The following is a 26,000-nucleotide window of genomic DNA, read 5'->3' as shown; positions in this document are numbered from 1 at the left end:
ACTATCAGTAAGTTGGAGTCACTACCCGCATAAACTTCCCTCTGCAAAGTGAGCTGCCAGTTTAAAACCTTTCGCCGCGTTGTGCTTAACAGTTATAGCTTTAAGCAATCAATGCAACAGGTTAAACCTACTTTCAGCGAATAAGATTTGGCGTGATCATGCACACATGACAGATAAATGGAGAAAGCCAATGCAAACCGTTATTTTCGGTCGTCCGGGTTGCCCTTACTGCGTGCGTGCCAAAGATTTGGCAGAAAAGTTAAGTAATGAACACGATGATTTTCACTATCAGTATGTGGATATTCGTGCTGAAGGGATCACTAAAGAGGATCTGCAACAGAAAGCTGGCAAGCCGGTAGAAACCGTACCGCAGATTTTTGTCGATCAGCAACACATCGGTGGCTATACCGATTTTGCTGCCTGGGTGAAAGAGAATCTTGACGCCTGATTACCGGATAAGCCCTCTCTGTTTGAGGGCTTTATTGATTTTTTCTGTGTTGTGGCCTGAACAAGCTACTAATAAACAAAAAACATAACGCGCCCAGCGCACACCAGAAGACGGCACTCAACAACCACGCCAGCTCCTGCCAGAATGAGCGTGATGGTGAAAAAAACAGACGCATAATTAACATAGAACAGGGTGCTGCCAGCATTGCGCCAAACAGTGGTTTAAGGACTTCTCTACGCCGCGAAAAAAAGCTGGCTACAGCCCCAGGAAGAATGAAAAACAGTAAGCCGATTTCAGGGTGCCCGGCAGCCCGAAAAGCTCCCTTCATATGTGTCGCCAGAAAAAGGCACACCACAATAAAGAGGACAAAACAGCAAATTGCCCCCGCCCAATGTTGTTTATGTTTCACATGTTCCTCCTGACACTGCCTCTATCGAACACATTTTTCGCCGGTGTGGCGCTCAGTAAGATAAAGCCGCTTCGCATTCCATGCTAATATAGGCCAACACAATTCTTATAGCCGTTGGTATCTAATGTGATTACACTAGTAAAATATATTGTTACTTTACTATTGATTAAGTGCGCTGAATGAATCTGCGCTCTGAATTCAGGTAAAAACATTATCTTAAATTACCATTTCTTTCAACAGCTTACTCGTAAACAAGAAGTTAGTCTCCGTGAATATAAACGTCGCCGAATTGTTAAATGGGAATTACATTCTGTTATTATTCGTGGTCCTCGCGCTTGGACTATGTCTCGGAAAATTACGACTTGGTTCAATCCAACTGGGTAATTCCATTGGCGTTTTAGTCGTATCACTGTTATTAGGGCAACAACATTTCAGTATTAACACCGACGCGCTTAATCTTGGCTTTATGCTGTTTATTTTCTGCGTCGGGGTCGAAGCCGGACCCAACTTTTTTTCCATTTTTTTCCGCGATGGTAAAAATTACCTAATGTTAGCCCTGGTAATGGTCGGTAGTGCACTGCTGATCGCCTTAGGGCTGGGTAAGTTGTTTGGCTGGGACATCGGCCTGACGGCTGGTATGTTGGCTGGCTCAATGACATCAACACCGGTTTTGGTTGGTGCGGGCGATACCTTACGCCACTCTGGAATAGAAAGCAGGCAACTCTCTGCGGCACTGGATAATTTAAGCCTCGGGTATGCATTAACCTATTTGATTGGCCTGGTGAGTTTGATTGTCGGTGCGCGTTACTTGCCTAAGTTGCAGCATCAGGACTTACAGACCAGCGCCCAGCAAATCGCTCGTGAGCGAGGTCTGGACACCGACGCCAGCCGTAAAGTCTATCTGCCGGTAATTCGCGCCTACCGCGTCGGCCCGGAACTGGTCGCCTGGGCCGACGGCAAAAACTTGCGTGAACTGGGTATTTATCGACAAACAGGTTGCTACATTGAACGTATTCGTCGTAACGGGATTCTGGCAAATCCGGATGGTGACGCCGTGCTACAGATGGGCGATGAAATAGCGTTGGTAGGCTATCCCGACGCCCACGCCCGACTCGATCCCAGCTTCCGTAATGGTAAAGAAGTTTTTGATCGAGACCTTCTCGACATGCGTATCGTCACTGAAGAGGTGGTCGTCAAAAACCATAACGCTGTCGGTAAACGTCTGGCACAACTGAAGCTGACCGATCACGGTTGTTTCCTTAACCGCGTCATTCGCAGCCAGATCGAAATGCCGATCGACGATAACGTGGTGCTTAATAAAGGCGATGTATTGCAGGTGAGCGGCGATGCCCGTCGCGTGAAAACCATCGCCGATCGCATCGGCTTTATCTCGATTCACAGCCAGGTTACTGATCTACTGGCATTCTGCGCGTTCTTTGTCATCGGTCTGATGATCGGGATGATCACCTTCCAGTTCAGCACATTCAGCTTCGGCATGGGTAACGCCGCCGGATTGTTATTCGCTGGTATTATGCTGGGCTTTATGCGAGCGAACCACCCAACCTTCGGCTATATTCCCCAGGGCGCGTTAAGCATGGTGAAAGAGTTCGGTTTGATGGTATTTATGGCGGGCGTTGGTTTAAGTGCCGGCAGCGGCATCAATAACGGCCTGGGCGCGATTGGCGGTCAAATGTTGATTGCCGGGTTAATTGTCAGCCTGGTGCCTGTTGTTATTTGCTTCCTGTTTGGCGCTTACGTGCTGCGCATGAACCGCGCGCTGTTGTTCGGTGCAATGATGGGCGCGCGTACTTGTGCTCCAGCAATGGAGATCATCAGCGACACTGCGCGCAGCAACATTCCGGCATTAGGTTATGCGGGCACTTATGCAATAGCTAACGTGCTGCTGACGTTGGCAGGGACAATCATCGTAATGGTATGGCCAGGACTCGGATAAAACTGAAGTTGCCCCAAAAATGAAATTTTTTTGCACAACCGCAGAACTTTTCCTCGGGGCATCAGTCTTAATTAGTGCCACTGCTTTTCTTTGATGTCCCCATTTTGTGGAGCCCATCAACCCCGCCATTTCGGTTCAAGGTTGGTGGGTTTTTTGTTGCCTGAAATTTATCTCCTGCCCTGCCAATTGCGCCACCATCTGCAAAATATCCTCGCGCGATAGCGGCTTACGGTCAGTGACAAAATGCAGTGTCATCCCTTCAATAAACGCATCCAGCGCGCGGGCGGTTCCGGGTTCAAACCATTGTTCGAGCGTTTGCTGACTGCGCTGCATCCAGTTTTGCATCACCGTTTTTAATAGCGGTTTTCGGCTGGCCAATGCGTAGAGTTGATACATCAGTTCCATGTTATCCGGCGTTGCAACCTGCGAGCTGTAGATCATGTCAGTTATGACCTGGCAGGCGCCTGAAGCATCACTGACATCACTAAAAAATGCCTGATATTGCTTAGACATTATCTCTGTAAAACTGCTGAACGCCTCCAGCAGCAGCTCATCAATTCCTGAAAAATAGTAGGTCATCGACCCCAACGGCACTCCGGCAAGGGTAGCGATTTTGCGGTGTGTAACGGCATGTATTCCGTAAAGTTTCACCGCCTCCAGCGTGGCCTGGATGATTTTTTCTCGCCGTTGCGGATCGTTAGCGCGACGCATGTCATTTCCTCTCTTTGCAATTGTGTACAAATGTACACAACCTTGCTAATGTTGTCTTCCCTCTTCTTTTTTTGACGTGATCTATGACCGTAAATTCTTCACGTAATGCCTTGAAACGCCGAACCTGGGCGCTGTTTATGTTCTTCTTTTTGCCAGGCCTGTTAATGGCGTCCTGGGCAACCCGTACGCCAGCGATTCGCGACATTCTTTCTGTTTCGATCGCTGAAATGGGCGGTGTACTCTTTGGCTTGTCGATCGGTTCGATGAGCGGAATTCTCTGCTCGGCGTGGTTAGTGAAACGTTTTGGGACGCGTAATGTCATCCTGGTCACGATGTCCTGCGCGTTGATCGGGATGATGATATTAAGTCTGGCGCTCTGGCTGACATCGCCCGTGCTCTTTGCCGTGGGTCTTGGCGTCTTTGGAGCCAGTTTTGGTTCTGCGGAAGTGGCGATAAACGTTGAAGGTGCCGCCGTTGAGCGAGAAATGAATAAAACGGTTTTGCCGATGATGCACGGCTTTTATAGCCTGGGCACGCTGGCAGGTGCTGGTGTCGGGATGGCGCTGACGGCCTTTGGCGTTCCGGCAACTGTGCATATTTTGTTGGCGGCACTGGTCGGCATCGCACCTATTTATATCGCCATTCAGGCAATCCCAGACGGAACAGGAAAAAATGCCGCCGATGGCACGCAGCATGGCGAAAAAGGCGTACCTTTTTATCGCGATATCCAGTTGCTATTGATTGGTGTCGTGGTGCTGGCGATGGCGTTTGCAGAAGGTTCTGCCAACGACTGGTTACCCTTATTAATGGTTGATGGTCACGGTTTTAGCCCTACTTCCGGCTCGCTGATTTATGCCGGTTTTACCCTGGGGATGACCGTTGGACGCTTCACTGGCGGTTGGTTCATAGACCGTTACAGCCGCGTTACCGTGGTTCGTGCTAGTGCGCTAATGGGTGCGTTGGGTATTGGGCTGATTATTTTTGTCGATAGCGCCTGGGTCGCGGGGGTGTCTGTTGTCCTTTGGGGGTTGGGAGCTTCTCTGGGCTTCCCACTGACCATTTCTGCCGCCAGTGATACCGGCCCCGATGCGCCGACCCGCGTCAGCGTGGTAGCAACAACCGGTTATCTGGCTTTCCTCGTCGGGCCGCCGCTGCTGGGCTATCTCGGCGAACATTATGGATTACGTAGTGCAATGCTGGTTGTACTGGCGCTGGTTATTCTCGCGGCTATTGTCGCGAAGGCCGTCGCCAAACCCGATACCAAAACGCAGACGGCGATGGAGAATAGTTGATGAGCATTAAATTAATTGCGGTAGACATGGATGGTACTTTCTTAAGCGATCAAAAAACCTATAACCGCGAGCGGTTTATGGCTCAATATCAGCAAATGAAAGCACAAGGGATTCGCTTTGTGGTCGCCAGCGGGAATCAATATTATCAGTTGATCTCTTTCTTCCCCGAAATTGCCGATGAAATTGCCTTTGTGGCAGAAAACGGCGGTTGGGTAGTGAGCGAAGGCAAAGATGTTTTTAATGGCAAGCTGTCGAAAAATGCATTTACCACTGTAGTGGAACATTTACTGACGCGCCCGGAAGTGGAAATTATTGCCTGCGGAAAAAATAGCGCCTATACCCTCAAAAAATATGACGATGCCATGAAAACGGTGGCGGAAATGTATTATCACCGTCTGGAATATGTCGATAACTTTGACAACTTAGAAGATATCTTCTTTAAGTTTGGCCTGAATCTTTCCGATGAACTGATTCCGCAAGTGCAAAAAGAGTTACATGATTCGATTGGCGATATTATGGTGCCGGTTCACACCGGCAACGGTAGCATCGATCTGATTATCCCCGGCGTACATAAAGCCAATGGCCTGCGGCAACTCCAGAAGTTATGGGGAATAGACGACAGTGAAGTGGTGGTCTTTGGTGATGGCGGTAACGATATCGAAATGCTGCGCCAGGCTGGCTTTAGCTTTGCGATGGAAAATGCCGGCAACGCGGTCGTAGCTGCGGCGAAATACCGCGCAGGCTCCAATAACCGTGAAGGCGTACTGGATGTGATCGATAAAGTTCTTAAGCACGAAGCGCCATTTAATCAATAAAACGGCAGCACGCCCGGCAACACAATGCCTGAATGAAGGATGCATAATTCGCGGAAATTCCCCTTCTGGATTATTTCAGGCGAAATGATGATGAAAAATTGTGTACTGCTGGGCGCGTTTCTGTTGAGTTTTACTGGTGTGGCAATGGCGCAAAGTGTCACCGTTGATGTGCCGAGCGGATACAAAGTGGTGGTAGTCCCCGATTCAGTCAGCGTTCCACAAGCGGTCAGCGTCGCGACTGTACCGCAAACTGTCTATGTGGCGCCTACTCCAGCGCCGGCTTACCGCCCACATCCGTATGTTCGTCACCTTGCCAGCGTAGGCGAAGGGATGGTTATCGAACATCAAATCGACGACCATCACCATTAATCCATGAATGCCTGATTGTGCAAAGCAACCAGGCATTTTCTTATCCGTCGTTTGAATTTCCTGTTTGTTTATCTTTTAAAAAGATAAACATCAGCAGCAGCCACAAAATTCCGTTGGCAAGGTTAAAGAGATTAAACAGGCCGTTGCCCCCGTGCAGCCAGGCATGTTTACTGATTTCGATACCGACGGTAAAGATCAGCATTTGTAACATCCCCATTGCCGCAGAAACCGTACCTTTACTCATATCGCTGGCAAACAGGGTTAATCGCACCAGCCCCGCATTCGCCAGGCCAATACCAAAAGCATAAATACTTAACCCGGCGGTCATCCATAAATACGCGTGCGATGAGATAACCGTTGCGGCAGCGGCGACTAAGAGGCCAATCATAATCGGCCAGCCGCCCATGATGATCAATGCACGAACGGTGCGGCGCGAGGTCAAACGCGCTAACAGCAAGTTACCCGCAATTAACGCCCCGAAAACTGGCACTTGCAGCAAACCATATTCATAGCTGCTCAACTTTTCGCCAGTGATAATGATAATTGGTGACTGGGCGATCCACGCCAGCAACGGCAGGCTGACGAACCCCAGCGCCAGAGCTCCGGCAACAAAGCGACCGTTCTTCAGCACCAGCTTGTAGTCATGCCCAAGCTCTTTCAGGGACAGTTTCTCACCAATACGCGTGGCGGTTTCAGGCATAGCGCGTTGCAGACCGAAAAAGGAGATCGCCGCCAATGCAGCAAACAGCACAAACATGCCTTCCCAGGGCAGCACATGGATCCACGCGGCGCCCACCAGCGGACCGAGTAGCGGAGCAATCAGCGCCACGTTCGCCATCAGCGCGGTGATCTTGATACAAACCGCCTCTTCGAAGGATTCCTGAATCGCGGCGTATCCGACAGCGCCAATGAAACAAAGGCTTATCCCTTGCAGGAAGCGTAATAGCGTGAATTGTTCAATGTTTTGCGCCAACAATATTGCCAGACAGGTGACGATAAACCACACCACGCCCGCCAGCATCACCGGACGGCGGCCAATACGATCCGACAGCGGTCCCAGGAGCCACTGTAAAAACATCCCGCCCGCCAGGTAAGCGGTCATCGAAGTAGGAACCCAGTCAATACCCGCCTGATACTCTTCCACTACAGCGAGCATACCGGGTTGAATCATATCATTGCCGATATAGGTCGAGAATTCGTAGAGCACCAGACAGAGAGGAAAAAGTAACGCCTGACGTCCAAGCCGGGCACCGGAAGCTAATCTATTTTGCATGCAATTTCTTCGCCAATAATAATCGCGCAAAGTTTAATAAAAGCGCGGCAAACGAGAAAGCAAATTTTGTAGGTGAAACCACGCTTAAGCACATTCTTACATTATTCCGAGTATAGCTACTCTTTCTTTAAGCTTTATTTAATTCCTTCGCGTTACTATTCCCTGTTGTAAACCAATCCGAAAGTGAAATAAGACGATGCCGCTTTACCCTGTTTAACATGCACTTTATGCTCATCGACTTGCCTGATGGCTCCCCAATAATCACCTTTTGAGTCTGAAAGTTATGCTGGAAAATCTGAATTACTCATTATTCTCTCTTATTAACGCGACGCCAGACTCATCCGCATGGATGATTTCGTTAGCGATTTTTATTGCCAAAGATTTAATTACTGTAGTACCGCTGCTGGCTACGGTGCTTTGGCTATGGGGGTTTACAGCGCAACGGCAACTGGTGATAAAAATCGCTATCGCGCTGGCGGTCGGCCTGTTTGTTTCCTGGACGATGGGGCACTTATTTCCGCACGACCGTCCGTTTGTTGATCATATCGGCTATAACTTCCTGCATCATGCGGCGGATGACTCTTTCCCAAGCGATCACGGCACGGTGATATTTACCTTTGCGCTGGCATTTTTATGCTGGCATCGCCTGTGGTCAGGCGCAATCCTCATGACGCTGGCGGTGGTCATTGCCTGGTCACGTGTTTATCTCGGTGTTCACTGGCCGCTGGACATGCTCGGTGGATTGTTGGCAGGAATGATTGGTTGCCTTAGCGCCCAGATTATCTGGCAGGCTGTGGGGGCAATGCTCTACCAGAAGCTGCAATTATGGTATCGCTTCTGTTTCGCCTTACCTATACGTAAAGGCTGGGTGCGTGGCTGATTTCGGATAAAAAGTGTAATATCAGGCGGCTCGCTTCAATAACTATTCAGAGGGAATATGGAAACACGTCGCGAAGAGCGTATAGGGCAGTTACTACAAGAATTAAAACGCAGCGATAAGTTACACCTGAAGGATGCCGCCGCCCTGCTTGGGGTTTCAGAGATGACGATTCGTCGCGATTTGAATAACAACAGTGCCCCCGTCGTACTACTCGGCGGCTATATTGTTCTGGAACCGCGTAGTGCCAGCCATTACCTGTTAAGCGATCAAAAATCCCGCCTGGTGGAAGAAAAACGCCGGGCTGCGAAACTGGCCGCGACGCTGGTTGAACCCGATCAGACCCTCTTTTTTGACTGTGGCACCACCACGCCGTGGATTATTGAAGCGATAGATAATGAAATCCCTTTCACCGCCATTTGTTATTCACTAAATACCTTTCTGGCGCTGAAAGAGAAACCCCATTGTCGCGCGTTTCTTTGCGGTGGTGAATTTCACGCCAGCAACGCTATTTTCAAACCCATTGATTTTCAGCAAACACTGAATAATTTTTGCCCGGATATCGCTTTTTATTCCGCAGCTGGCGTGCATGTCAGTAAAGGCGCAACCTGTTTTAATCTTGAAGAGTTGCCGGTAAAACACTGGGCGATGTCGATGGCACAAAAGCACGTGCTGGTTGTCGACCACAGTAAGTTTGGCAAGGTACGTCCGGCGCGCATGGGCGAGCTGAAACGCTTTGATATTGTGGTGAGCGATTGTTGTCCGGAAGATGAGTATGTGAAGTATGCGCAGGCGCAGCGTATTAAGTTGATGTATTAATGACGCATAACCGGATGACGTTTCCGCGCCATCCGGTCATCAGAAGATTAAGAGAACCAGCTGCCGAACCACTGATGGAATTTCATCATCACGAAGTCCCACATCCGACCAAAGAACCCACCCTCTTCCACATTTTCCATCACGATCAGCGGACGCTGTTCAATAGATTTACCGTTAAGCTGGAAATCAATGGTGCCGACAACCTGACCTTTTTTCAGCGGCGCGGTGAGCTGCGGTTCCGTTAACGTATAACTCGCTTTCAGGTTTTTCAGTTGCCCGCGTGGGATGGTCACTGATCCCCCTTCGCCTGCGCCGAGATTCACTTCGCTCTTATCACCGAACCAGACGCGCTGAGTCACAAAGGTGGCATCAGGTTTAATTGGCGTCACGGTTTCAAAAAAGCGAAAGCCCCAGGTCAGTAATTTCTCAGACTCATTAAAACGGATGCGGTCAGTTTTTGCCCCCAGCACTACGGAGATTAAACGCATATCACCCTGGGTAGCCGAAGCAACCAGATTATATCCCGCACCTGCCGTGGTTCCGGTCTTCATGCCATCAACATTCAGATTGCTGCTCCACAGCAGACGATTACGGTTAGGCTGACGAATTTTGTTAAAGGTAAACTCTTTCTCTTTATGAATAGCGTACTCTTCCGGCACATCGTGGATTAATGCTTTACCCAGCAATGCCATATCGCGCGCGGTACTGAATTGCCCCGGCGCATCCAGACCGTGCACCGTCTGGAAGGTGGTGTTGGTCAGGCCCAGTTTTTTGGCATAACCATTCATCAAACCAATAAATGACTCCTGACTCCCGGCAACGTAATCGGCCAACGCAATACAGGCGTCATTACCGGACTGGATAATCACACCTTTGTTCAAATCCGCCACCGAAACCTGATCGCCCGGTTTGAGGAACATTACCGACGAACCGCGCAGTGCCGGGTTTCCCGTCGCCCAGGCATCTTTACCGACCGTCACCATATCGGTGAGTTTGATCTTATCGGCCTTAAGCGCCTGCCCAACCACATAGCTGGTCATGATTTTAGTCAGACTCGCGGGATCCAGTTTCTCATCCGCATTGCCTTCTGCCAGCACTTTACCGCTGGCGTAATCCATTAAAATCCATGCACGCGCATCCACGCTCGGCGCTTCAACGGTTTGTTCTGCCGCGAATGCCGTTGGGGCAAAAAGGAATAAAAATGCAGAACCCGCTGCAAGACCACGAAGGAAAGAGGAGTATTGCGTCATAAATGCCACCCGAGTATCCATTCAAAAAAAATACGTTATATCGCCGTATGATAAGTTCGGTGATTAATAACGCACACACAAGTTTAAAGAAACCGTAAGTTGGTAAAGTTTTTAAAGTTTATGCAATATCCTGCCGCTTCGCTGCTTCTGGCGTCATTTTTTTACTCGCTGTTGCTTAAAAGTTAACTTTACTTCACCATCGGAGTCCTGTTCAGCCTGTGGCTGCCTGTCGGAAAAGGGGTGAGTATGATTACGTTGTGGGGTCGGAATAATTCAACCAACGTTAAAAAAGTGTTGCTGACGCTCGAAGAACTGGAACTGCCTTATGAGCAAATTTTGGCGGGTCGTGAGTTTGGGGTAAACCATGACGCCGATTTTCTGGCGATGAACCCTAACGGGCTGGTGCCGCTGTTGCGTGATGACGAAAGTGATTTAATTCTTTGGGAATCAAACGCCATTGTCCGCTATCTGGCGGCACAGTACGGGCAAGAACGTCTGTGGATCGACTCACCGGCACGTCGCGCAGAAGCCGAAAAGTGGATGGACTGGGCAAACCAGACGCTCAGCAATGCCCATCGTGGGATCCTGATGGGATTAGTCAGAACGCCACCAGAAGAACGTAATCAGGCCGCCATTGATGCCAGCTGCAAAGAGTGCAATGCCCTGTTTGCCCTTCTCGATGCGGAGCTGGCAAAAGTAAAATGGTTTTCTGGCGACGAGTTTGGTGTGGGCGATATCGCTATCGCACCGTTTATTTACAATTTGTTTAACGTTGGCCTGACCTGGACACCGCGTCCGAATCTGCAACGCTGGTATCAGCAACTCACCGAACGCCCCGCTGTGCGCAAAGTGGTGATGATCCCCGTTAGCTAATTGCGTGGGCTAACTTTGAGTAATTCCCCGTTGGGCTCGTCGGTGAGAACGTATAAATAACCGTCGGGTCCAGTGCGAACGTCACAAATTCGCTGCCCCCTGTCCGTTAATATGCGGCCATCTTCCGTCACTTTGTCGCCTTTGACGCTCATCACGATGACATCTTTATCTTTCAGCGCGCCAATAAATAATTTTTGCTGCCACTGGGGGAATTTGTCACTGTTATAGAAGGCCATACCGCTCACGGCGGGCGAATCTTTCCAGTAAAAAACCGGTTGCTCGGTTCCGGCGACGATTTCCCCTTTTGCTTCCGGTATTTTAAAACCTGAGTAATTAATACCCCAGGTTGCCAGCGGCCAACCGTAGTTTTTGCCTTTTTGCGGGATATTAATTTCATCACCACCGCGCGGGCCATGTTCATTCAGCCACAGCGCATTACTCCACGGATTCATCGCCATCCCTTGCGGGTTACGAATGCCATAAGACCAGATCCCGGCTCGCGCACCGGATTCGTTTACAAAGGGATTATCATCCGGGATCTCGCCCTGTTCGGTCAGACGCACCAGTTTGCCCTGTAATTTATCCAGATCTTGCGCCGTCAGACGCTGATTGTTTTCGCCCAGAGCAATAAAAAGATAACCGTTACCGTCGAAGACCAGCCGCCCGCCAAAATGGTTGCCGGTAGAAAGTTTTGGTGTCTGGCGAAAAACGGTGCGGAAGTCGGTCACTTTTGAGAGATCATCACTTAAGCGGCCATACCCCACGGCAGTTCCGGCTTTGCCATCATCGCCAACTTCGGAATAACTTAACCAGATGCGGCGCGACTGGGCAAAATCAGGCGCTAATGCCACATCCAGCAGGCCGCCCTGCCCGCGCGCCCAGACTTCCGGCACACCGACAAGCGGCGCAGATAATCCTTTTCCTGCTTGCCAGTGACGCAACTCGCCACCGCGCAGGGTGATTAACATGCCGTGATTATCAGGTAAAAAGGCCAGCGCCCACGGATGGTCGAGTTTGTCTTGCAGTACTTCGACATTTACCGGCGCGGGAGCCGCCCAGAGAGCGGAAGAAACACAGAGAAAGGGCACAAGGAAAAGGGATTGTCGATGCATAACGCCTCCGGATTGACTCTGGCTTAAAGCGTAGTCAGTGGAGGAGATGACAAATTCATTTTTACAAAAACTTAAACATGAAGGGGGAGACGCTTTCTCCCCCTTAGTTTTCAGGCCTGCGCAAGCATGGTGTGCTTTTCAAGGCTCTGGATACTCAGCGTTAAGCTCATCAGACAATTTTCAAGCTTATCGGCGTTGACGGTAATAACAGTCGGGCAATCATGATGCCCACTCATCAAACATACTGCGGCTGTCGCTAATGCTTCTTCAGCATGATGAAGAGCACTCCACTCTTCCTGATCCAGATGAAGATTCAACCGCAGCGATTTATCGTGCAGTTCGCGATTCAGTTTAAAAAAGTTATCTCGTAGATGATTGCTTTCGCTGACGGACATGTATCCTTTGGCCTTCCTCAGTTGCACATATGCGGCGAGGTCAACTCTTGCATCGATCAACCGGTTAAGTAGATCGCTTCGCTGTCTGTCAACGAACATACTTCGATCCTCCTCTTTGCAGCCTTTGTGCAATTAAATAGTATGACTACTTTTTGTACAAAATGCTGTCAGGGATCAATACTTCACATTTTATTAATAAGAATTTACATTATTTCTCTTTCCAGCACCTCGCATCCCCACGGCGCCAGTTCTAAGTCTTGTGAACAAGCTTTACCTGTTTCCGCCACTCGCCACGCTCCAGGAAGCACAATATTTTGTACATGAGCAGTGTAGTTTTGTACAAAAACCCATTCCTGATCGCCGTCTGTCCGACGCGTTGCAATAACGCCAGCAGGAAGTTCAGTAGCAAGTGCTTTTGGGAGATGAAGTGTGTTGATCAACATCGCGGCAAACGCTTGATGAAATGACGCATCATTACGCGAAGCCACATAGAAAGCTCGACCTTGTCCGACGTGATTTACCGTTAACGCAGGCGTACCCGCATAAAAATCCTCGCCATAGCGCGCCAGAACCTGTGCACCTTCGGCGTGAATAACCGCACATAATTCCCGTGCCTGCCATTGCCCCTGCAGTCCATATGCATTCGGCTCACAGATAACTTCGTTATGCTGATAATCATTAAGGCTATCAATCTCTTCAGCCCACACACCCATCAGGTCACGCAACGGGCCAGGGAACCCACCCAGGTGACATAAATCGGTTTCATTGACAATCCCGGACCAGTAAGTGGTGACAAAATTGCCACCAGCGTCAACATAGGCGCGAGCACGAGCAGCAAATCCATCGCGAACCATATAGAGCATTGGGGCAATAACTAACTGATAACCCGTAAGATCACAATCAGCATTGATAATATCGACCGCCACGCCCTGCTCCCAGAAAGGTCGGTAATGCTCCACTACCGTTTGCTCGTAGTGAATACCGCAATTGCGCGGCCCGGCAGCATCATTGACCGCCCAGCGGTTTTCCCAGTCGAAAATAATGGCAACTTTTGCCTGCGTTTTCGTCCCAACCAATTGGTTAAGATGAGCCAGCCGTTGCCCCAGTTGTATGACTTCGCGCCCGGTACGCGTCTCCAGATGACCGACATGATCAACTACCGCACCATGAAACTTCTCCACGGCGCCACGACTCTTACGCCACTGAAAATAGTGCACGCCGTCTGCGCCGTGAGCGACGGCCTGTAAGGAAGAAAGAATATTCATTCCCGGCTTTTTCAATTTGCTGGTTGGCTGCCAGCTTGTCTGGCTGGGCGTGGATTCCATCAGAATAAACGGTTTATTTTTCAAGGTACGCATCAGGTCGTGATACATCGCTGTTTTACAGGCAACGGCGCGTTCATCTTCCTGTTTATGCCACATGGGATAGCTATCCCAACTCACAAAATCAACCACTTCGGCTAATGCCCAGTAGTTGTAGTCATTGAAATACCACATAAAATTGGTCGTCGCAGGTAAATCTGGGCGTTCAGCTTTTAACGGCGCGATCTCCATTTGGTAGAACTCTTTTACCTGCGATGTGACAAAGCGCCGCCAGTCAAGATTCAAACCGTGGTTAGACATCTCACCTAATGGGGAAGGCGATTCAATTTGTGACCAGTCACTGTATGTATGGCTCCAGAAGCCAGTCCACCATGCCTGATTAAGCGCCTCAAGAGTGGTGTAACGAGTCTGCAACCAACGGCGAAACGCCTGTTGGCATCCCTTACAATGACACTCTCCGCCATACTCATTACTGATATGCCACCCCAGAACCGCCGGATGATTGGCGTATCGCTGCGCCAGCTTACGGTTAATTTGCGTCACTTTATCTTTATACACTGACGAAGAAAGGCAATGATTATGGCGACCTCCGTGAAGCATTTTCTCTCGTGAGGCGCTAACTCTCAGAACCTCTGGATAACGAGCTGCAAGCCAGGCGGGTTTTGCTCCGCTTGGTGTTGCGAGGAAGACAGAAATCCCGCCAGCATGAAGTTTATCCAGAACTTCATCCAGCCAGTCAAAGCGATACTCACCCTCTGTGGGTTCCAGCATTGACCAGCTAAAAATGCCCACCGACATGGTGTTACAACCAGCCTGTTGCATCATGGCGATATCTTTCTCCAGAATCCCAGGGACATGTAACCATTGCTCCGGATTGTAATCAGCACCATGAAGTAACCATGGGGCCCTGGGGATGATCGGTGGGTGCTTGTCCATGCTGACTCCTGAATTGTTTTAAACAGACAAAAAATGTTATTCGTTCACAACGATATCATCTAGTAATTAATTGCTTCGCTATGCAAGGAATGTCCGGCAAGAATGTGATCAAGTACGCGTTTTTTCCCTTCAAACAGGTTCGTCGGTTCAGCTTACCAGCACTGAGACAGGTGAGCGTGATACGTATGACATTCACTGCGGTATACTGTGACAAATCTTTTAGCCGGGGCGAATATGAAAACCAAAGCTGCAACCCTTGCCGATGTTGCTCGTCATGCCAATGTTTCTTATCAGACAGTGTCGCGGGTGCTTAACAATTCAGCGAACGTGTCTGCCAAAACACGTCAAAAAATTGAACAAGCCATTGCCGAACTTAAATACGTTCCAAATCGCGTAGCTCAACAGTTGGTAGGGAAAGAGAGCAAAACGATCGGGCTGGTTACAACTTCGCTCGCCCTACATGCCCCCTCGCAAATTGCGGCAGCAGTGAAAAAATATGCCGGAGAACAGGGATATCAGGTGCTGATATCCATGATTGATGATGTTGATATTAAAGGTATTCAGGTTGCAATTAATGACTTAAAAGCACAACGGGTAACAAAGATTATTATCAACGCACCACTGGAAACGGCATTGGCTGAAACTCTGGTTGCTGAAAACAGCGATGTATTATGTCTGTTTCTCGACGTGGATCCTTATAGCCCGGTGTTTAACGTCACCTTTAATCCCGCAGAAGGTGCACGCGCCAGCGTGAAATATCTTTACGATTTGGGGCATCGTCAATTTTGCCTGGTCTCTGGCCCAGAAAATTCAGTACCAGCGCGGCTACGACTCAATACCTGGCGCGATACCCTCTCCTCACTCCAACTGACGCCGCTGGCCATTCATTACGGTAGTTGGGACGCTCAAAGCGGCTATCTGGCGACGTTACAGATGCTACGTGAAACGCCACAGGCGACCGCTCTTCTGATCGCCAATGATCAGATGGCATTGGGGGCGTTAAGCGCCTTACATCAACAAAAACGTAAAATCCCGCAAGATATTTCTGTCATTGGCTATGACGACACCTATGAGAGTGCGTTTTTTGAACCTTCGCTAACGACCGTCGCAATCGACTTTGATTTACAAGGGAAAATTGCCGTTCAACAGATTTTACAGCCGGACGATGAACATGCGATGCTCCGCTCTTCAACCATCCTTCCCAGCCGCCTGGTCGTGCGTAACTCTGCTGGCCCTCTGCACTCACCACAGACAGATCTGATGAATATTGCTGAACACCTTCGCACACTGGCAGATGAGCTAACACGCAAGGCATAAAAGTAATACGTTCCCATAAAAAGATTTAGTGATCTATTTCGCTAAATCTTTTTTATTACCAGCAATAATTGTGATGCAAATCGCAAACATTCATTTAACACATTGCCTAATCATCGCGGTCAGGGTCAGAGTAAAAATGAAATTGTTAACGTATGACATTTTCCGGAGATGCATACCAAAACAATAACCAGTAAGCACAGCGAATGCCTGTGCCAACGGTAAATGACCCAACGCCAGTGATTGAGGATATGGCTATGTTATTGCCCGGTAAACGTAATTATATTTTGCTCAGTATTTTCGATTTTCTGTACCTCTTTGCCTGGTCGGCAACGATGGCATTTTTTGTCATATGGACGACACAGCATCTGGAAATTACCGCCACACGCACAGGATTACTTTATTCCGTTAATGCTTTCATTGCGTTATTAATGCAACCGTTCTTCGGTTTCATCTCCGATAAATTTGGTCTTAAGAAACAACTCATCTGGCTCCTCGTCGCATTATTACTTCCCGTAGGCCCATTCTTTATTTATGTGTACGCCCCGCTTCTGGTTCATAACTTCTGGCTGGGCGCTGTTTTGGGTGGCGTTTACCTGGGGATCATTTTTAATTCTGGCTGTGGCGTTCTGGATTCCTGGATAGATAAAGTTTCGCGTCGTTATCATTTTGAATATGGTCGCGTAAGAATGTGGGGCTCTCTGGGATGGGCCGCCGCCGCGTGGATTGTGGGTAAATACATTGATACCAGCCCTAATCTCTCTTTCTGGCTGGCAAGCTGTGCCATTGTGGTCGCCGCAATCTGCTTTATGTTTACCAAAATCGAACTGACCGAGGCGGAAATTGAAAAAACCAATTCGCTGAAAGCTATCCATGCGCTTGAACTGGCGAAAAATAGTCAGTTCTGGTTTTTATTGATGTTCACTCTGTTCGTAACGCAAATTTATGACACCTACGATCAACAATTCGCACAATATTTTTCGCTGCAATTTCCGACACCAGAAGAAGGCAATCGCTGGTACGGGATTCTGGCTTCTGTCCAGGTCTGTGGAGAAACCCTATTTCTCTGTCTGATGCCGTGGTTTGTTAACCGCACTGGCGCAAAATGGGCATTAGTGATTGCCGGAACCATTATGTCGTTGCGCATTGCCGGTTCTGCAATCCAACTGGGACCAGTGTGGATTGCAGCCGTTAAAATGATGCACGCCATCGAAAAACCACTGATCCTGGTATCTGTGTTTAAATTTATCGCAGCTAACTTTGATCATAAACTCTCTTCGACGGTCTACCTGCTGGTGCTTTTTGTGGCATCCATCGCCACGGCAATCTATTCACCTATTGCCGGCTATCTGTATGACACCATTGGCTTTGCTGAAACCTATCTCATCCTGGGGGCGATTGCCGGTTGCTTCACGCTTATTTCGGTCTTTACGCTGCGGGACAAATCCAGCAACCAGCCTGCAAAGGCGCTAACTGAAAACCCTGTAGCCTGATAACCATTTGCGCCCCGATATTTGGGGCGTTTTCCTCGCCTGTTGACCAGATTACGATACAAATTTTATCCAGAACTCTGTAGAATCCCTGCCCTGACCTTTCCTGTAACTGAATATTTTTTAAGCTATGAGCAAAGTAACTCCCCAGCCGAAAATCGGCTTTGTTTCCCTCGGCTGTCCGAAAAACCTCGTCGATTCAGAGCGTATTCTGACCGAATTGCGCACTGAAGGTTATGACGTAGTACCGAGCTACGACGACGCAGACATGGTAATCGTCAACACCTGCGGTTTTATTGACAGTGCGGTGCAAGAATCACTGGAAGCCATTGGCGAAGCGTTGAATGAAAACGGCAAGGTAATAGTGACCGGTTGTCTGGGGGCGAAAGAAGATCAGATCCGCGAAGTCCACCCGAAAGTGCTGGAAATCACCGGCCCTCATAGCTATGAGCAGGTTCTGGAGCACGTTCATCACTACGTGCCAAAACCGAAACACAACCCATTCCTGAGCCTGGTGCCTGAGCAAGGCGTTAAGCTGACGCCACGTCATTACGCTTATCTGAAGATATCCGAAGGCTGTAACCATCGCTGCACCTTCTGCATTATTCCGTCTATGCGCGGCGATCTGGTGAGCCGTCCGATTGGCGAAGTGTTAAGCGAAGCGAAACGCCTGGTAGATGCGGGCGTTAAAGAGATTCTGGTGATCTCCCAGGATACTTCCGCGTATGGCGTTGATGTTAAACACCGTACAGGCTTTTACAACGGCGAGCCGGTAAAAACCAGTATGGTCAGCCTGTGCGAACAGTTATCAAAACTGGGGATCTGGACACGTCTGCACTACGTTTACCCTTACCCGCATGTAGATGACGTTATCCCGCTGATGGCTGAAGGCAAAATCCTGCCGTATCTGGATATTCCGTTACAGCACGCCAGCCCGCGCATTCTCAAACTGATGAAGCGCCCGGGTTCTGTAGATCGCCAACTGGCACGCATCAAACAGTGGCGCGAAATCTGCCCGGAACTGACCCTGCGTTCAACCTTTATTGTCGGCTTCCCTGGCGAGACGGAAGAAGATTTCCAGATGCTGCTCGACTTCCTGAAAGAAGCACGTCTGGATCGCGTTGGCTGCTTTAAATACAGCCCGGTTGAAGGCGCAGACGCCAATGCCCTGCCTGACCAGGTTCCGGAAGAAGTGAAAGAAGAACGCTGGAATCGCTTCATGCAACTGCAGCAGCAGATTTCCGCCGAGCGCCTGCAAGAAAAAGTGGGCCGTGAAATTCTGGTGATCGTCGACGAAGTAGACGAAGAAGGCGCGATTGGCCGCAGCATGGCAGATGCACCGGAAATCGACGGCGCGGTTTATCTCAACGGTGAAACCAACGTTAAGCCGGGCGATATCCTGCGTGTGAAAGTCGAGCACGCCGACGAGTACGATTTGTGGGGTAGTCGGGTTTAATTAATTCAGGCCGGGCAAAATCATTTGCCCGGTTCGTTAATAAAAATTACTGCCAGCTAATCTGTGCCCTGCCGTTTTTCTTACTTTTATACAGCCGCTCATCCGCCAGCATTTTTAACCGTTCAACGGTAGTACATTCATTTGAATGCGCCACGCCGATACTGGTGCTTAAATTAATACTCCCCACCTGGAAATTAACGATATCTTTTAAAATCGATAGCAACTCATCCAGGGTTCCGCCAGTATAAATCACCGCGAATTCGTCGCCGCCAAAGCGGTAGACTTTGCCTTTATCCACCGGAATTTGTGATTTAAGGATTTTAACGACCTTCATCAACACTTCATCGCCCAACAAATGACCGAAGGTATCGTTAATATTTTTGAATTTATCGACGTCAAACAGGCATAAATAACCGCCTTTTTCCGGTAAGGTTTTTAAATCTTCGTCAAAGGATTTTCTGCCCATTGCTTTTGTCAGATCGTCAAGAAACGCCGAGTTATACATGCTGTAGAGTTTTTTGACATCCGCCGCCGAAAAGAAAAGCCCACCGTCCAGAACGCGATCAAAATGGTTATTAATAATGGCTTCTTTCTCAACAATGCCACGATTAATCACTCTGCGTATCAGATAGAGGCAACTTGTGCCTGAAATAACTGCCACCAAGGCAGCAAAGAAAATAATCAGCGTACATACCTGCAAATAAACGTCTTTTTTATAAGCAAATACGTACAATCCGGTCGGCAAATAGGAGAAATGTTCCATCGCTTCCGAAACGGTGAAGATGGCGTTTTTGGCATTATATTCATCACCGGTAACTGGCTTGCCGTTCTTAAACAGTGAGAACATCAGGTTCTCGCTATCCATTGCCAGTGACTTTGACAGTAACGAAAATCGCTCCAGCCCAAGCAAAAATATCAAACTGCGATTGTGAGTAACCGGATAGAGATAATAGACGAAGGTTTTGCCGTCAAAAGAGATGAACCCCGTATTTTTAACATGCCGATACTTAACAACTTGCATAATATCTGCACAATAATTGTTTTCATACTCCTTAACCTGAATACACTCATCACTGGAAATCAGATAAGGACCAACATCATACAAATAAGAAGGTGAAACCGAGTCAGCGTAAGCTGTGCGCAAGCCAGCCAGCAATTCTTCTTCAGTCGGGTTAAGCGTGTTAATGAGATCAATTGCCACACTACGCCGATATTCAGCAATATTTGCCACCGCAAAAGCAGTATCAATAACGGACTGTTTCAGGCCATACACCCGTTCTTTTACCATCTGGGTATAGATCCCGCAGGCAACTGCTGAAATCATGATAAAAATCAGCAGACTGACTGTAAGTACGAATTTATTGATTCTGGACATACCTAAACTACTCTTTTACTAACTTTCCACTTTTGTCCCAGGCAGAGAATGGCAACGGCTTCTGGTACAGATACCCCTGGGCCTGAACACACCCTAATTTGATTAATTCACGCGCAACCTCTTCGCTCTCAACACCTTCTGCAATCACCGGGATCCGGTTATAGCGTGCCAGGTCGAAGATAATGCGCAAAATTTTACCCGCAGTGCCGAAAATATCGCCGGTAAATTGCGAGTCCACTTTTATGCTATCAGGATTAATTTCATAAAAACGTTTCAGGTTTGACAAACCCGTACCAAAGTCATCAATCGATATTCGTACCCCTTGTTTACGCAGTTGTTCAATATTGAGATAAAAATGTTCACTAATTCGCTCAATCACAGTTTCAGTGATCTCAATACAGAGACTTTTCGCTGTCAGTTCATGTTCTTTCATGATGGCGATAAAACGCTCATGAAAATGAGGTTCGTTTAACTGCCAGGGCGAAACATTTATATGCAGTAAGAAATCCTGTTTCAGGAGCGCACGCTGGCTAAAATGGCGGAATTCAGCCATCGCCGTTTTAATAATTTGGTAACCCAGTTCATTGATAAAAGCGATATCTTCCGCGATAGCAATAAACTTCAGTGGCGAGATGATCCCCCGCTCCGCAGAAACCCAGCGGCACAGTGCCTCAGCGCCCAGAATTTCACGGGTGTTAATATCAACAATCGGTTGATAAACCAGGAATAGCTCGCCTTTTTCCATTGCATGACGGATATTGCGCGCAATCCAGATATTCTCTTCAATTTCGCTGAGTTTCGCATCATCACAGAAAATAAACTCAGAGAACATATGGTCACGGATGCTGGAAATCGCCAGCTTCAGTTTTTCTGCGTAGCTCCAGGCATTTTCGCCCTTCAGAGGTTCACAAATGGCAGATTTGTGTATACGCAGATTGCGATAGCCAAAGCTACTGTCGAAATCGTTTATCATCGCTATTTTACGAGTAAACGTCTGTATATTTTCCCGACACAATAATAAATATAAATCGGCATTAAATGTCACGATATCGCAGCATTGTGCATATTTCTCGGCAATTCGCTGACACAGCCTCCTGACGATTTTGTTGCGTTCCTCGACACCAAACACGGCTTCGACGGCTTCCAGTCCGCACAGTTTGATGATCCCGGCGGCCAGATACTGATTATTGTTTGACTCAATAATCGCCATATTTTTGATAAAACCGCTTTCCTGATCGTAGGAGATCAGCGAGAGCAATTTATTTGAACGCTCAACTTCAGCATCTTTCATTTCCGCGATCGAATTTTTGATGCTGATAATCTCTTTCGCATCGCCGTCACGAATTTTCAGTGCCTGCATTTGATCCGCAGAGTCAGGTAAAAACTCCAGCGTATTGACCAGCGTTGTCATTTCTGAAAATTGGCGACGGAACACACGGGTCGTCATTAAGTAAACCGCCAGCAATACGACAATAATGAAAGCAAATGGTAAATAAAAAAGTTTATCTGACGCGTTAAATAGTTTCCCCGTAGGATAATAAAAATAGATTTCGAATAACGAGTTATTGGGTACGCGCGATGTTTTTGCTATATACTCTGTATCGACAGAATCAATAATATTATAATTATCTTCGCTATTATAAATAATCAATTTTTCACGGGCGAGTTGGTTCTTGGCAATGATTTCATGGCCTTGTTTCAGAAACAACACTTCATCAGTTGCGCTGATTTGATCAAGGTATTCGTTCAGGTATCGCCAGTTTAAATCGACATGAATTTTATCAATAGCCAGCAAATCACGGTCTTTGCCGTTAATTCGTAGTGTAAAAGAAATACATTTTTTCCCCGGACGATCAAAGCAATTATATGCCGGATTCCAGCTACTGTCAGAGCCATCCGAAGCTACTGACCACGGGCGCTGCGACGGATTAAAATCGGCAAAGATGACGCGTCCTGCCTCATCAACAAGGGGACCATTTACCTTTTCCTGATGATAAACAAAGATTTTATCATTCGCCCGCCGCGAAAATAGATAATATTTATCATTATCCAGTACCAGCCCCACTGAGTCTAAAAATGGCATCATTTCCATTTTCAGGATGACAGCTCGTTTAATCTCCTCACTGTTTTTCAATAAATAAAGTGAGTCCTTTAACGTCAGAGCGGAACGTTCAATATCTTTAAAGAAATAGCCAACGTTTTTTTGAATAAGTTCAAAGCGGCTATCAGCACGTTTTACCGCACGCTCCGATACCAGCTGATAGTTAATGATGAAAAAAAGAACAATAAATGACAGCGCAGCCAATAAAAATAAAATTATCAGCCTGATCTTTATCTTTTCGTATAAACTCAGCATGTTAATACATTTAACAAAATAACTGTCAGTACGCTGTGCCGCTGCATAAATAGTCCCTCACAGCGGCTTTTTAACCAAATTACTCGATTCTACAAAATTAGAAGAAAGTTACAACACTTGCTTAAGGCAATAATTTCCTCTGAGGTCATTACTCTTTCAAGCAATATTCAACCGTGACTATCCTTTAATTTTGGGGTCCAGCGCATCACGCAAACCATCACCCAGCAAGTTGAACGCCAGCACGGTCAGGAAAATAGCCAGTGCCGGAAAAACCGCCACATGCGGCGCGATAACCATATCCGCTCTCGCTTCGTTGAGCATCGCTCCCCACTCCGGGGTCGGCGGCTGCGCTCCCAGACCGAGAAACGACAGACTGGCGGCGGAGATAATTGAGGTGCCAATGCGCATGGTAAAGAACACGACGATGGAAGAGACTGTCCCCGGTAAGATGTGGCGCAACAAAATGGTCATATCGCTGGCACCAATACTGCGCGCTGATTCAATAAAGGTTTGCTGTTTTAACACCAGCGTGTTGCCGCGCACCAGTCGGGCAAACGCAGGAATAGAAAAGATAGCGACGGCGATAATCACGTTAGCAATGCCGCTTCCCAGCACCGCGACAACAGCAATAGCCAGCAAAATGCCAGGGAAAGCAAACAGCACATCGCAAATACGCATGATCAGCCGATCCCACCAGCCTTCGTAATATCCAGCCAGCAAACCCAGCAACGTCCCAATCGCCGCACCGATAAACACCGCAAACACGCCCGCCGCCAGCGAGATTTGTGCACCAACCAGGACACGGCTGAAAATGTCGCGCCCCAGTGAATCGACGCCAAACCAGTGCTGCAAAGAAGGTCCGTTATTCAGATTGTCATAATCGAAATAATTTTCGGCGTCATAGGGGACGATCCAGCGTGCAAAAATTGCCATCACAATCAACAAAATGACGAATAATGCGGCGGTCATCGCCATATGCTGACGGCGAAAACGTCGCCAGAACTCATGCCACGGAGTACGCACCTGATCAGGTTTTACTAGTGGCATGGCGTTTAACACCGCCTGACGACGCCAGTTAAATAATCGCATCCTTACTTGTACCTGATAGCCGGGTTAATGGCGGCGTAAAGCACATCCACCACTAAGTTGATAAGAATAAATTCCAGCGAGAAAAGCAGAATTTCCGCCTGAATCACCGGGTAATCGCGCATTTCTACGGAGTCAACGAGTAAGCGCCCAAGTCCGGGCCAGTTGAAAACCTTCTCCACCACGATGGAACCTCCGAGCAAAAAGCCAAACTGTAAGCCCATCATGGTCACTACCGGGATCATCGCGTTGCGTAGCCCGTGTTTGAGGACAACCCAGGTTTCGCTCACCCCTTTCGCCCTCGCGGTACGCATATAATCTTCGCTTAAGACATCGACAAACGACGCGCGGGTAAAGCGCGCCATCACGGCTGCCACTGCCGCGCCGAGCGTCAGGGAGGGTAAAATGTAGTGCTGCCAACTGTCTGCACCTACGGTAGGCAGCCAGCCCAGCTCAACGGAGAAAACCTGTATCAAAAGCATCCCCAGGGCAAATGCCGGGAAGGAGATCCCCGACACCGCGATGGTCATACTCAATCGATCCGGCCAACGGTTACGCCAGACGGCGGCGATAATTCCTGCCGCCATACCAAATATCACCGCCCAGACCATACTGGTTATGGTCAGCCACAGCGTTGGCATGAAGCGACTGGCAATCTCATCGGCAACCGGACGACGCGACACCATCGACAGGCCAAAATCTCCCTGCACTGCGTTGCTGATGTAGTGCCAGAACTGGTGATACAGCGGCTGATCCAGACCCAGTTGCTGACGCACCAGTTCGATGACCTGAGCATCGGCTTCGGAGCCGGCAATCAATCGCGCCGGATCGCCGGGCAGCATATGGACAAATAAAAACACCAGCACCGAGACGATAAACAGCGTCGGAATCAACCCCAGTAAGCGTTTGATAACGTAATTAAGCATTCCACTCCCTGCGTTGCTTATTGCAAGTCCGCATCTTCAAAGCTGAAGCCGGTGTCTGGCATGATCCAAAAACCGGTCAGATTTTTACTGTGTGCCGACACCAGTTTTTCGACCACCAGCGGGATCCACGGCGACTCTTGCCAGATGATATCCTGCGCCGCCTTATATAAGCGGGTCTTTTCCGCCGGATCGTTAGTTTTCAGTGCCTGAGCCAGGAAATCATCCACCTGTTTATTACTGTAAAACGCAGTATTAAACAGCGTCGGTGGCCAGTTCTGTGACGCAAACAGCGGCGATAACGCCCAGTCAGCTTCGCCGGTCGATGCCGACCAGCCGGTGTAGAACAGTCGCACGCCGCTCTCTTTTTGCCCTTTACCTTCTACTTCTGCCGCCCGCTGTCCGGCATCCATCGCCGTCACCTGGGCTTTAATTCCTACCTGCGCTAACTGCTGCTGGGTAAATTGCAGCACTTTCTGCGCGGTGCTGTGGTTATGTGACGACCACAGCGTGGTACTGAAACCGTTGGGATATCCCGCCTCTTTAAGTAATTCGCGCGCTTTTGCCGGATCGTAAGGCCACGGTTGGTAACTTTGCGCGTAGGCGATACTCGGCGGCACCACGCCAGTGGCGGGCGTTGCATATCCCGCAAACGCGACTTTCACCAGCGCCGGACGGTTGATGGCATAATTCAGCGCCTCCCGTACCTTCGGGTTATCGAACGGCTTTTGCGTCACATTCATACTGATATAACGCTGCATAATCGACGGGCTGGCCATCAGCTCGATATTTTTGTTTTTCTCCAGCAGCGCGGCCTGCTCGTAGGGAATGGGGAAAGCAAACTGCGCTTCACCGGTTTGCAACATTGCCGCGCGAGTGTTGTTATCCGCCACCGGACGCCAGGTAATGCTGTCCAGTTTGGGCAGTCCTGACTGCCAGTAACCGGTGAATTTTTTGACCTTCACAAAATCGGTCTGATTCCAGGTGTCCAGTTCATACGGCCCGGTTCCCACCGGATGAAAACCAATCTCTTTGCCATATTTTTCCAGCGCCGCCGGAGAAATCATCGCTGTCGCCGGATGGGCAAGAATATTAATAAACGCGGAGAACGGCTGTTTGGTAGTGACTCCAACTTACTGATAGTG

At 48.7% G+C, this 26,000-nt stretch carries 22 protein-coding genes and 1 pseudogene; 11 read left to right on the top strand and 12 right to left on the bottom strand.

Going from position 1 to position 26,000, the window contains the following annotated elements:
* Positions 1-190 precede the first annotated feature (190 nt).
* On the top strand, positions 191-448 hold the full coding sequence (gene grxA / locus EQY_RS0112950; RefSeq protein WP_001195223.1) for a glutaredoxin 1: 258 nt from the start codon (positions 191-193) through the stop codon (positions 446-448).
* Between the two features lie 31 nt (positions 449-479).
* Here grxA and EQY_RS0112945 read toward each other — a convergent pair whose 3' ends face one another.
* Positions 480-857 (bottom strand): inner membrane protein YbjM, encoded by a 378-nt coding sequence (locus EQY_RS0112945; RefSeq protein WP_000681103.1) that lies wholly within the window; start codon positions 855-857, stop codon positions 480-482.
* A 268-nt stretch (positions 858-1,125) separates the two neighbouring features.
* Here EQY_RS0112945 and EQY_RS0112940 point away from each other — a divergent pair, with 268 nt between their 5' ends.
* Positions 1,126-2,811 carry an aspartate:alanine antiporter gene (locus EQY_RS0112940; RefSeq protein ID WP_001024863.1) on the top strand — a complete coding sequence of 562 codons (1,686 nt, stop codon included), beginning with the start codon at positions 1,126-1,128 and terminating at the stop codon, positions 2,809-2,811.
* 135 nt (positions 2,812-2,946) lie between these two features.
* On the opposite strand, the gene rcdA is transcribed toward EQY_RS0112940, so the two are convergent.
* Positions 2,947-3,522: a DNA-binding transcriptional regulator RcdA gene (gene rcdA, locus EQY_RS0112935; RefSeq protein ID WP_001250446.1), complete on the bottom strand. Its 576-nt coding sequence runs from the start codon at positions 3,520-3,522 to the stop codon at positions 2,947-2,949.
* A gap of 83 nt (positions 3,523-3,605) precedes the next feature.
* Here rcdA and EQY_RS0112930 point away from each other — a divergent pair, with 83 nt between their 5' ends.
* The 3 genes from EQY_RS0112930 (at position 3,606) to ybjH (ending at position 5,998) form a co-directional block, all read left to right on the top strand.
* The gene (locus EQY_RS0112930; protein WP_000217872.1) at positions 3,606-4,814 is read left to right on the top strand and encodes an MFS transporter; all 1,209 of its coding nucleotides are present in this window, start codon (positions 3,606-3,608) and stop codon (positions 4,812-4,814) included.
* Positions 4,814-5,629, top strand: a complete 816-nt coding sequence (gene ybjI / locus EQY_RS0112925; RefSeq protein ID WP_010347526.1) for a 5-amino-6-(5-phospho-D-ribitylamino)uracil phosphatase — start codon at positions 4,814-4,816, stop codon at positions 5,627-5,629. Before EQY_RS0112930 ends, ybjI begins: the two co-directional genes overlap by 1 nt.
* A gap of 84 nt (positions 5,630-5,713) precedes the next feature.
* The gene (gene ybjH, locus EQY_RS0112920) at positions 5,714-5,998 is read left to right on the top strand and encodes a protein YbjH (protein ID WP_077629224.1); all 285 of its coding nucleotides are present in this window, start codon (positions 5,714-5,716) and stop codon (positions 5,996-5,998) included.
* A 40-nt stretch (positions 5,999-6,038) separates the two neighbouring features.
* On the opposite strand, the gene mdfA is transcribed toward ybjH, so the two are convergent.
* Positions 6,039-7,271 carry a multidrug efflux MFS transporter MdfA gene (gene mdfA, locus EQY_RS0112915; RefSeq protein ID WP_024212563.1) on the bottom strand — a complete coding sequence of 411 codons (1,233 nt, stop codon included), beginning with the start codon at positions 7,269-7,271 and terminating at the stop codon, positions 6,039-6,041.
* 283 nt (positions 7,272-7,554) lie between these two features.
* Here mdfA and ybjG point away from each other — a divergent pair, with 283 nt between their 5' ends.
* Together ybjG and deoR are read left to right on the top strand one after the other, a co-directional pair.
* Positions 7,555-8,151, top strand: coding sequence for an undecaprenyl-diphosphate phosphatase (gene ybjG / locus EQY_RS0112910; RefSeq protein WP_000892324.1), 597 nt, complete (start codon positions 7,555-7,557; stop codon positions 8,149-8,151).
* Between the two features lie 57 nt (positions 8,152-8,208).
* Positions 8,209-8,967, top strand: coding sequence for a DNA-binding transcriptional repressor DeoR (deoR, locus tag EQY_RS0112905; RefSeq protein ID WP_000450137.1), 759 nt, complete (start codon positions 8,209-8,211; stop codon positions 8,965-8,967).
* Positions 8,968-9,014: 47 nt separating this feature from the next.
* On the opposite strand, the gene dacC is transcribed toward deoR, so the two are convergent.
* Positions 9,015-10,217: a serine-type D-Ala-D-Ala carboxypeptidase gene (gene dacC, locus EQY_RS0112900; protein WP_024212562.1), complete on the bottom strand. Its 1,203-nt coding sequence runs from the start codon at positions 10,215-10,217 to the stop codon at positions 9,015-9,017.
* Between the two features lie 246 nt (positions 10,218-10,463).
* On the opposite strand from dacC, the gene gstB reads away from it, so the two are divergent.
* Entirely contained in the window at positions 10,464-11,090 is a 627-nt protein-coding gene (gene gstB / locus EQY_RS0112895; protein WP_024212561.1) for a glutathione S-transferase GstB, read from the top strand.
* Here gstB and yliI read toward each other — a convergent pair.
* The 3 genes from yliI to EQY_RS0112880 form a co-directional block, all read right to left on the bottom strand.
* Positions 11,087-12,202, bottom strand: coding sequence for an aldose sugar dehydrogenase YliI (yliI, locus tag EQY_RS0112890; protein WP_000555065.1), 1,116 nt, complete (start codon positions 12,200-12,202; stop codon positions 11,087-11,089). The genes gstB and yliI overlap by 4 nt on opposite strands.
* Positions 12,203-12,312: 110 nt before the next feature.
* Positions 12,313-12,696 carry a biofilm formation regulator BssR gene (gene bssR, locus EQY_RS0112885; protein ID WP_000497144.1) on the bottom strand — a complete coding sequence of 128 codons (384 nt, stop codon included), beginning with the start codon at positions 12,694-12,696 and terminating at the stop codon, positions 12,313-12,315.
* Between the two features lie 104 nt (positions 12,697-12,800).
* A complete protein-coding gene (locus EQY_RS0112880) occupies positions 12,801-14,855 on the bottom strand; it encodes a beta-galactosidase (RefSeq protein ID WP_000357591.1) in 2,055 nt (684 codons plus the stop codon).
* Between the two features lie 234 nt (positions 14,856-15,089).
* On the opposite strand from EQY_RS0112880, the gene EQY_RS0112875 reads away from it, so the two are divergent.
* The 3 genes from EQY_RS0112875 (at position 15,090) to rimO (ending at position 19,115) form a co-directional block, all read left to right on the top strand.
* Positions 15,090-16,172 (top strand): LacI family DNA-binding transcriptional regulator, encoded by a 1,083-nt coding sequence (locus EQY_RS0112875; protein WP_000849770.1) that lies wholly within the window; start codon positions 15,090-15,092, stop codon positions 16,170-16,172.
* Positions 16,173-16,426: 254 nt separating this feature from the next.
* A complete protein-coding gene (locus tag EQY_RS0112870; protein WP_000926281.1) occupies positions 16,427-17,662 on the top strand; it encodes an oligosaccharide MFS transporter in 1,236 nt (411 codons plus the stop codon).
* A 127-nt stretch (positions 17,663-17,789) separates the two neighbouring features.
* A complete protein-coding gene (rimO, locus tag EQY_RS0112865) occupies positions 17,790-19,115 on the top strand; it encodes a 30S ribosomal protein S12 methylthiotransferase RimO (RefSeq protein WP_000049382.1) in 1,326 nt (441 codons plus the stop codon).
* A 46-nt stretch (positions 19,116-19,161) separates the two neighbouring features.
* Here the strand turns inward: rimO and EQY_RS0112860 are convergent, their stop codons facing one another.
* The 5 genes and pseudogenes from EQY_RS0112860 to gsiB all read right to left on the bottom strand — a co-directional run.
* Entirely contained in the window at positions 19,162-20,490 is a 1,329-nt protein-coding gene (locus EQY_RS0112860) for a GGDEF domain-containing protein (protein WP_000086867.1), read from the bottom strand.
* A gap of 7 nt (positions 20,491-20,497) precedes the next feature.
* A complete protein-coding gene (locus EQY_RS0112855) occupies positions 20,498-22,846 on the bottom strand; it encodes a sensor domain-containing phosphodiesterase (RefSeq protein WP_000950340.1) in 2,349 nt (782 codons plus the stop codon).
* A 177-nt stretch (positions 22,847-23,023) separates the two neighbouring features.
* Positions 23,024-23,935, bottom strand: coding sequence for a glutathione ABC transporter permease GsiD (gene gsiD, locus EQY_RS0112850; protein WP_001236036.1), 912 nt, complete (start codon positions 23,933-23,935; stop codon positions 23,024-23,026).
* A 2-nt stretch (positions 23,936-23,937) separates the two neighbouring features.
* Positions 23,938-24,858 (bottom strand): glutathione ABC transporter permease GsiC, encoded by a 921-nt coding sequence (gene gsiC / locus EQY_RS0112845; protein ID WP_000936059.1) that lies wholly within the window; start codon positions 24,856-24,858, stop codon positions 23,938-23,940.
* A gap of 17 nt (positions 24,859-24,875) precedes the next feature.
* Positions 24,876-25,988: pseudogene (gsiB, locus tag EQY_RS0112840) on the bottom strand (glutathione ABC transporter substrate-binding protein GsiB); the annotation flags it as partial.
* Positions 25,989-26,000 lie beyond the last annotated feature (12 nt).

It is taken from the genome of Escherichia sp. TW14182, assembly GCF_000208525.1.
In the GTDB taxonomy this organism is placed as follows: domain Bacteria; phylum Pseudomonadota; class Gammaproteobacteria; order Enterobacterales; family Enterobacteriaceae; genus Escherichia; species Escherichia ruysiae.
Note: the sequence above shows the minus strand (reverse complement) of the source record. Positions and strands in the feature narration are given on the sequence as shown.

Excerpts from the sequence above, each read along its gene's own strand:
- deoR (WP_000450137.1), top strand. The coding sequence starts at position 8,209 with ATGGAAACACGTCGCGAAGAGCGTATAGGGCAGTTACTACAAGAATTA.
- gstB (WP_024212561.1), top strand. The coding sequence starts at position 10,464 with ATGATTACGTTGTGGGGTCGGAATAATTCAACCAACGTTAAAAAAGTG.
- EQY_RS0112880 (WP_000357591.1), bottom strand. The coding sequence starts at position 14,855 with ATGGACAAGCACCCACCGATCATCCCCAGGGCCCCATGGTTACTTCAT.
- EQY_RS0112855 (WP_000950340.1), bottom strand. The coding sequence starts at position 22,846 with ATGCTGAGTTTATACGAAAAGATAAAGATCAGGCTGATAATTTTATTT.
- gsiC (WP_000936059.1), bottom strand. The coding sequence starts at position 24,858 with ATGCTTAATTACGTTATCAAACGCTTACTGGGGTTGATTCCGACGCTG.
- rcdA (WP_001250446.1), bottom strand. The coding sequence starts at position 3,522 with ATGCGTCGCGCTAACGATCCGCAACGGCGAGAAAAAATCATCCAGGCC.
- yliI (WP_000555065.1), bottom strand. The coding sequence starts at position 12,202 with ATGCATCGACAATCCCTTTTCCTTGTGCCCTTTCTCTGTGTTTCTTCC.
- EQY_RS0112870 (WP_000926281.1), top strand. The coding sequence starts at position 16,427 with ATGTTATTGCCCGGTAAACGTAATTATATTTTGCTCAGTATTTTCGAT.
- mdfA (WP_024212563.1), bottom strand. The coding sequence starts at position 7,271 with ATGCAAAATAGATTAGCTTCCGGTGCCCGGCTTGGACGTCAGGCGTTA.
- EQY_RS0112930 (WP_000217872.1), top strand. The coding sequence starts at position 3,606 with ATGACCGTAAATTCTTCACGTAATGCCTTGAAACGCCGAACCTGGGCG.
- gsiD (WP_001236036.1), bottom strand. The coding sequence starts at position 23,935 with ATGCGATTATTTAACTGGCGTCGTCAGGCGGTGTTAAACGCCATGCCA.
- ybjG (WP_000892324.1), top strand. The coding sequence starts at position 7,555 with ATGCTGGAAAATCTGAATTACTCATTATTCTCTCTTATTAACGCGACG.
- rimO (WP_000049382.1), top strand. The coding sequence starts at position 17,790 with ATGAGCAAAGTAACTCCCCAGCCGAAAATCGGCTTTGTTTCCCTCGGC.
- grxA (WP_001195223.1), top strand. The coding sequence starts at position 191 with ATGCAAACCGTTATTTTCGGTCGTCCGGGTTGCCCTTACTGCGTGCGT.
- dacC (WP_024212562.1), bottom strand. The coding sequence starts at position 10,217 with ATGACGCAATACTCCTCTTTCCTTCGTGGTCTTGCAGCGGGTTCTGCA.
- bssR (WP_000497144.1), bottom strand. The coding sequence starts at position 12,696 with ATGTTCGTTGACAGACAGCGAAGCGATCTACTTAACCGGTTGATCGAT.
- ybjH (WP_077629224.1), top strand. The coding sequence starts at position 5,714 with ATGATGATGAAAAATTGTGTACTGCTGGGCGCGTTTCTGTTGAGTTTT.
- EQY_RS0112875 (WP_000849770.1), top strand. The coding sequence starts at position 15,090 with ATGAAAACCAAAGCTGCAACCCTTGCCGATGTTGCTCGTCATGCCAAT.
- ybjI (WP_010347526.1), top strand. The coding sequence starts at position 4,814 with ATGAGCATTAAATTAATTGCGGTAGACATGGATGGTACTTTCTTAAGC.
- EQY_RS0112860 (WP_000086867.1), bottom strand. The coding sequence starts at position 20,490 with ATGTCCAGAATCAATAAATTCGTACTTACAGTCAGTCTGCTGATTTTT.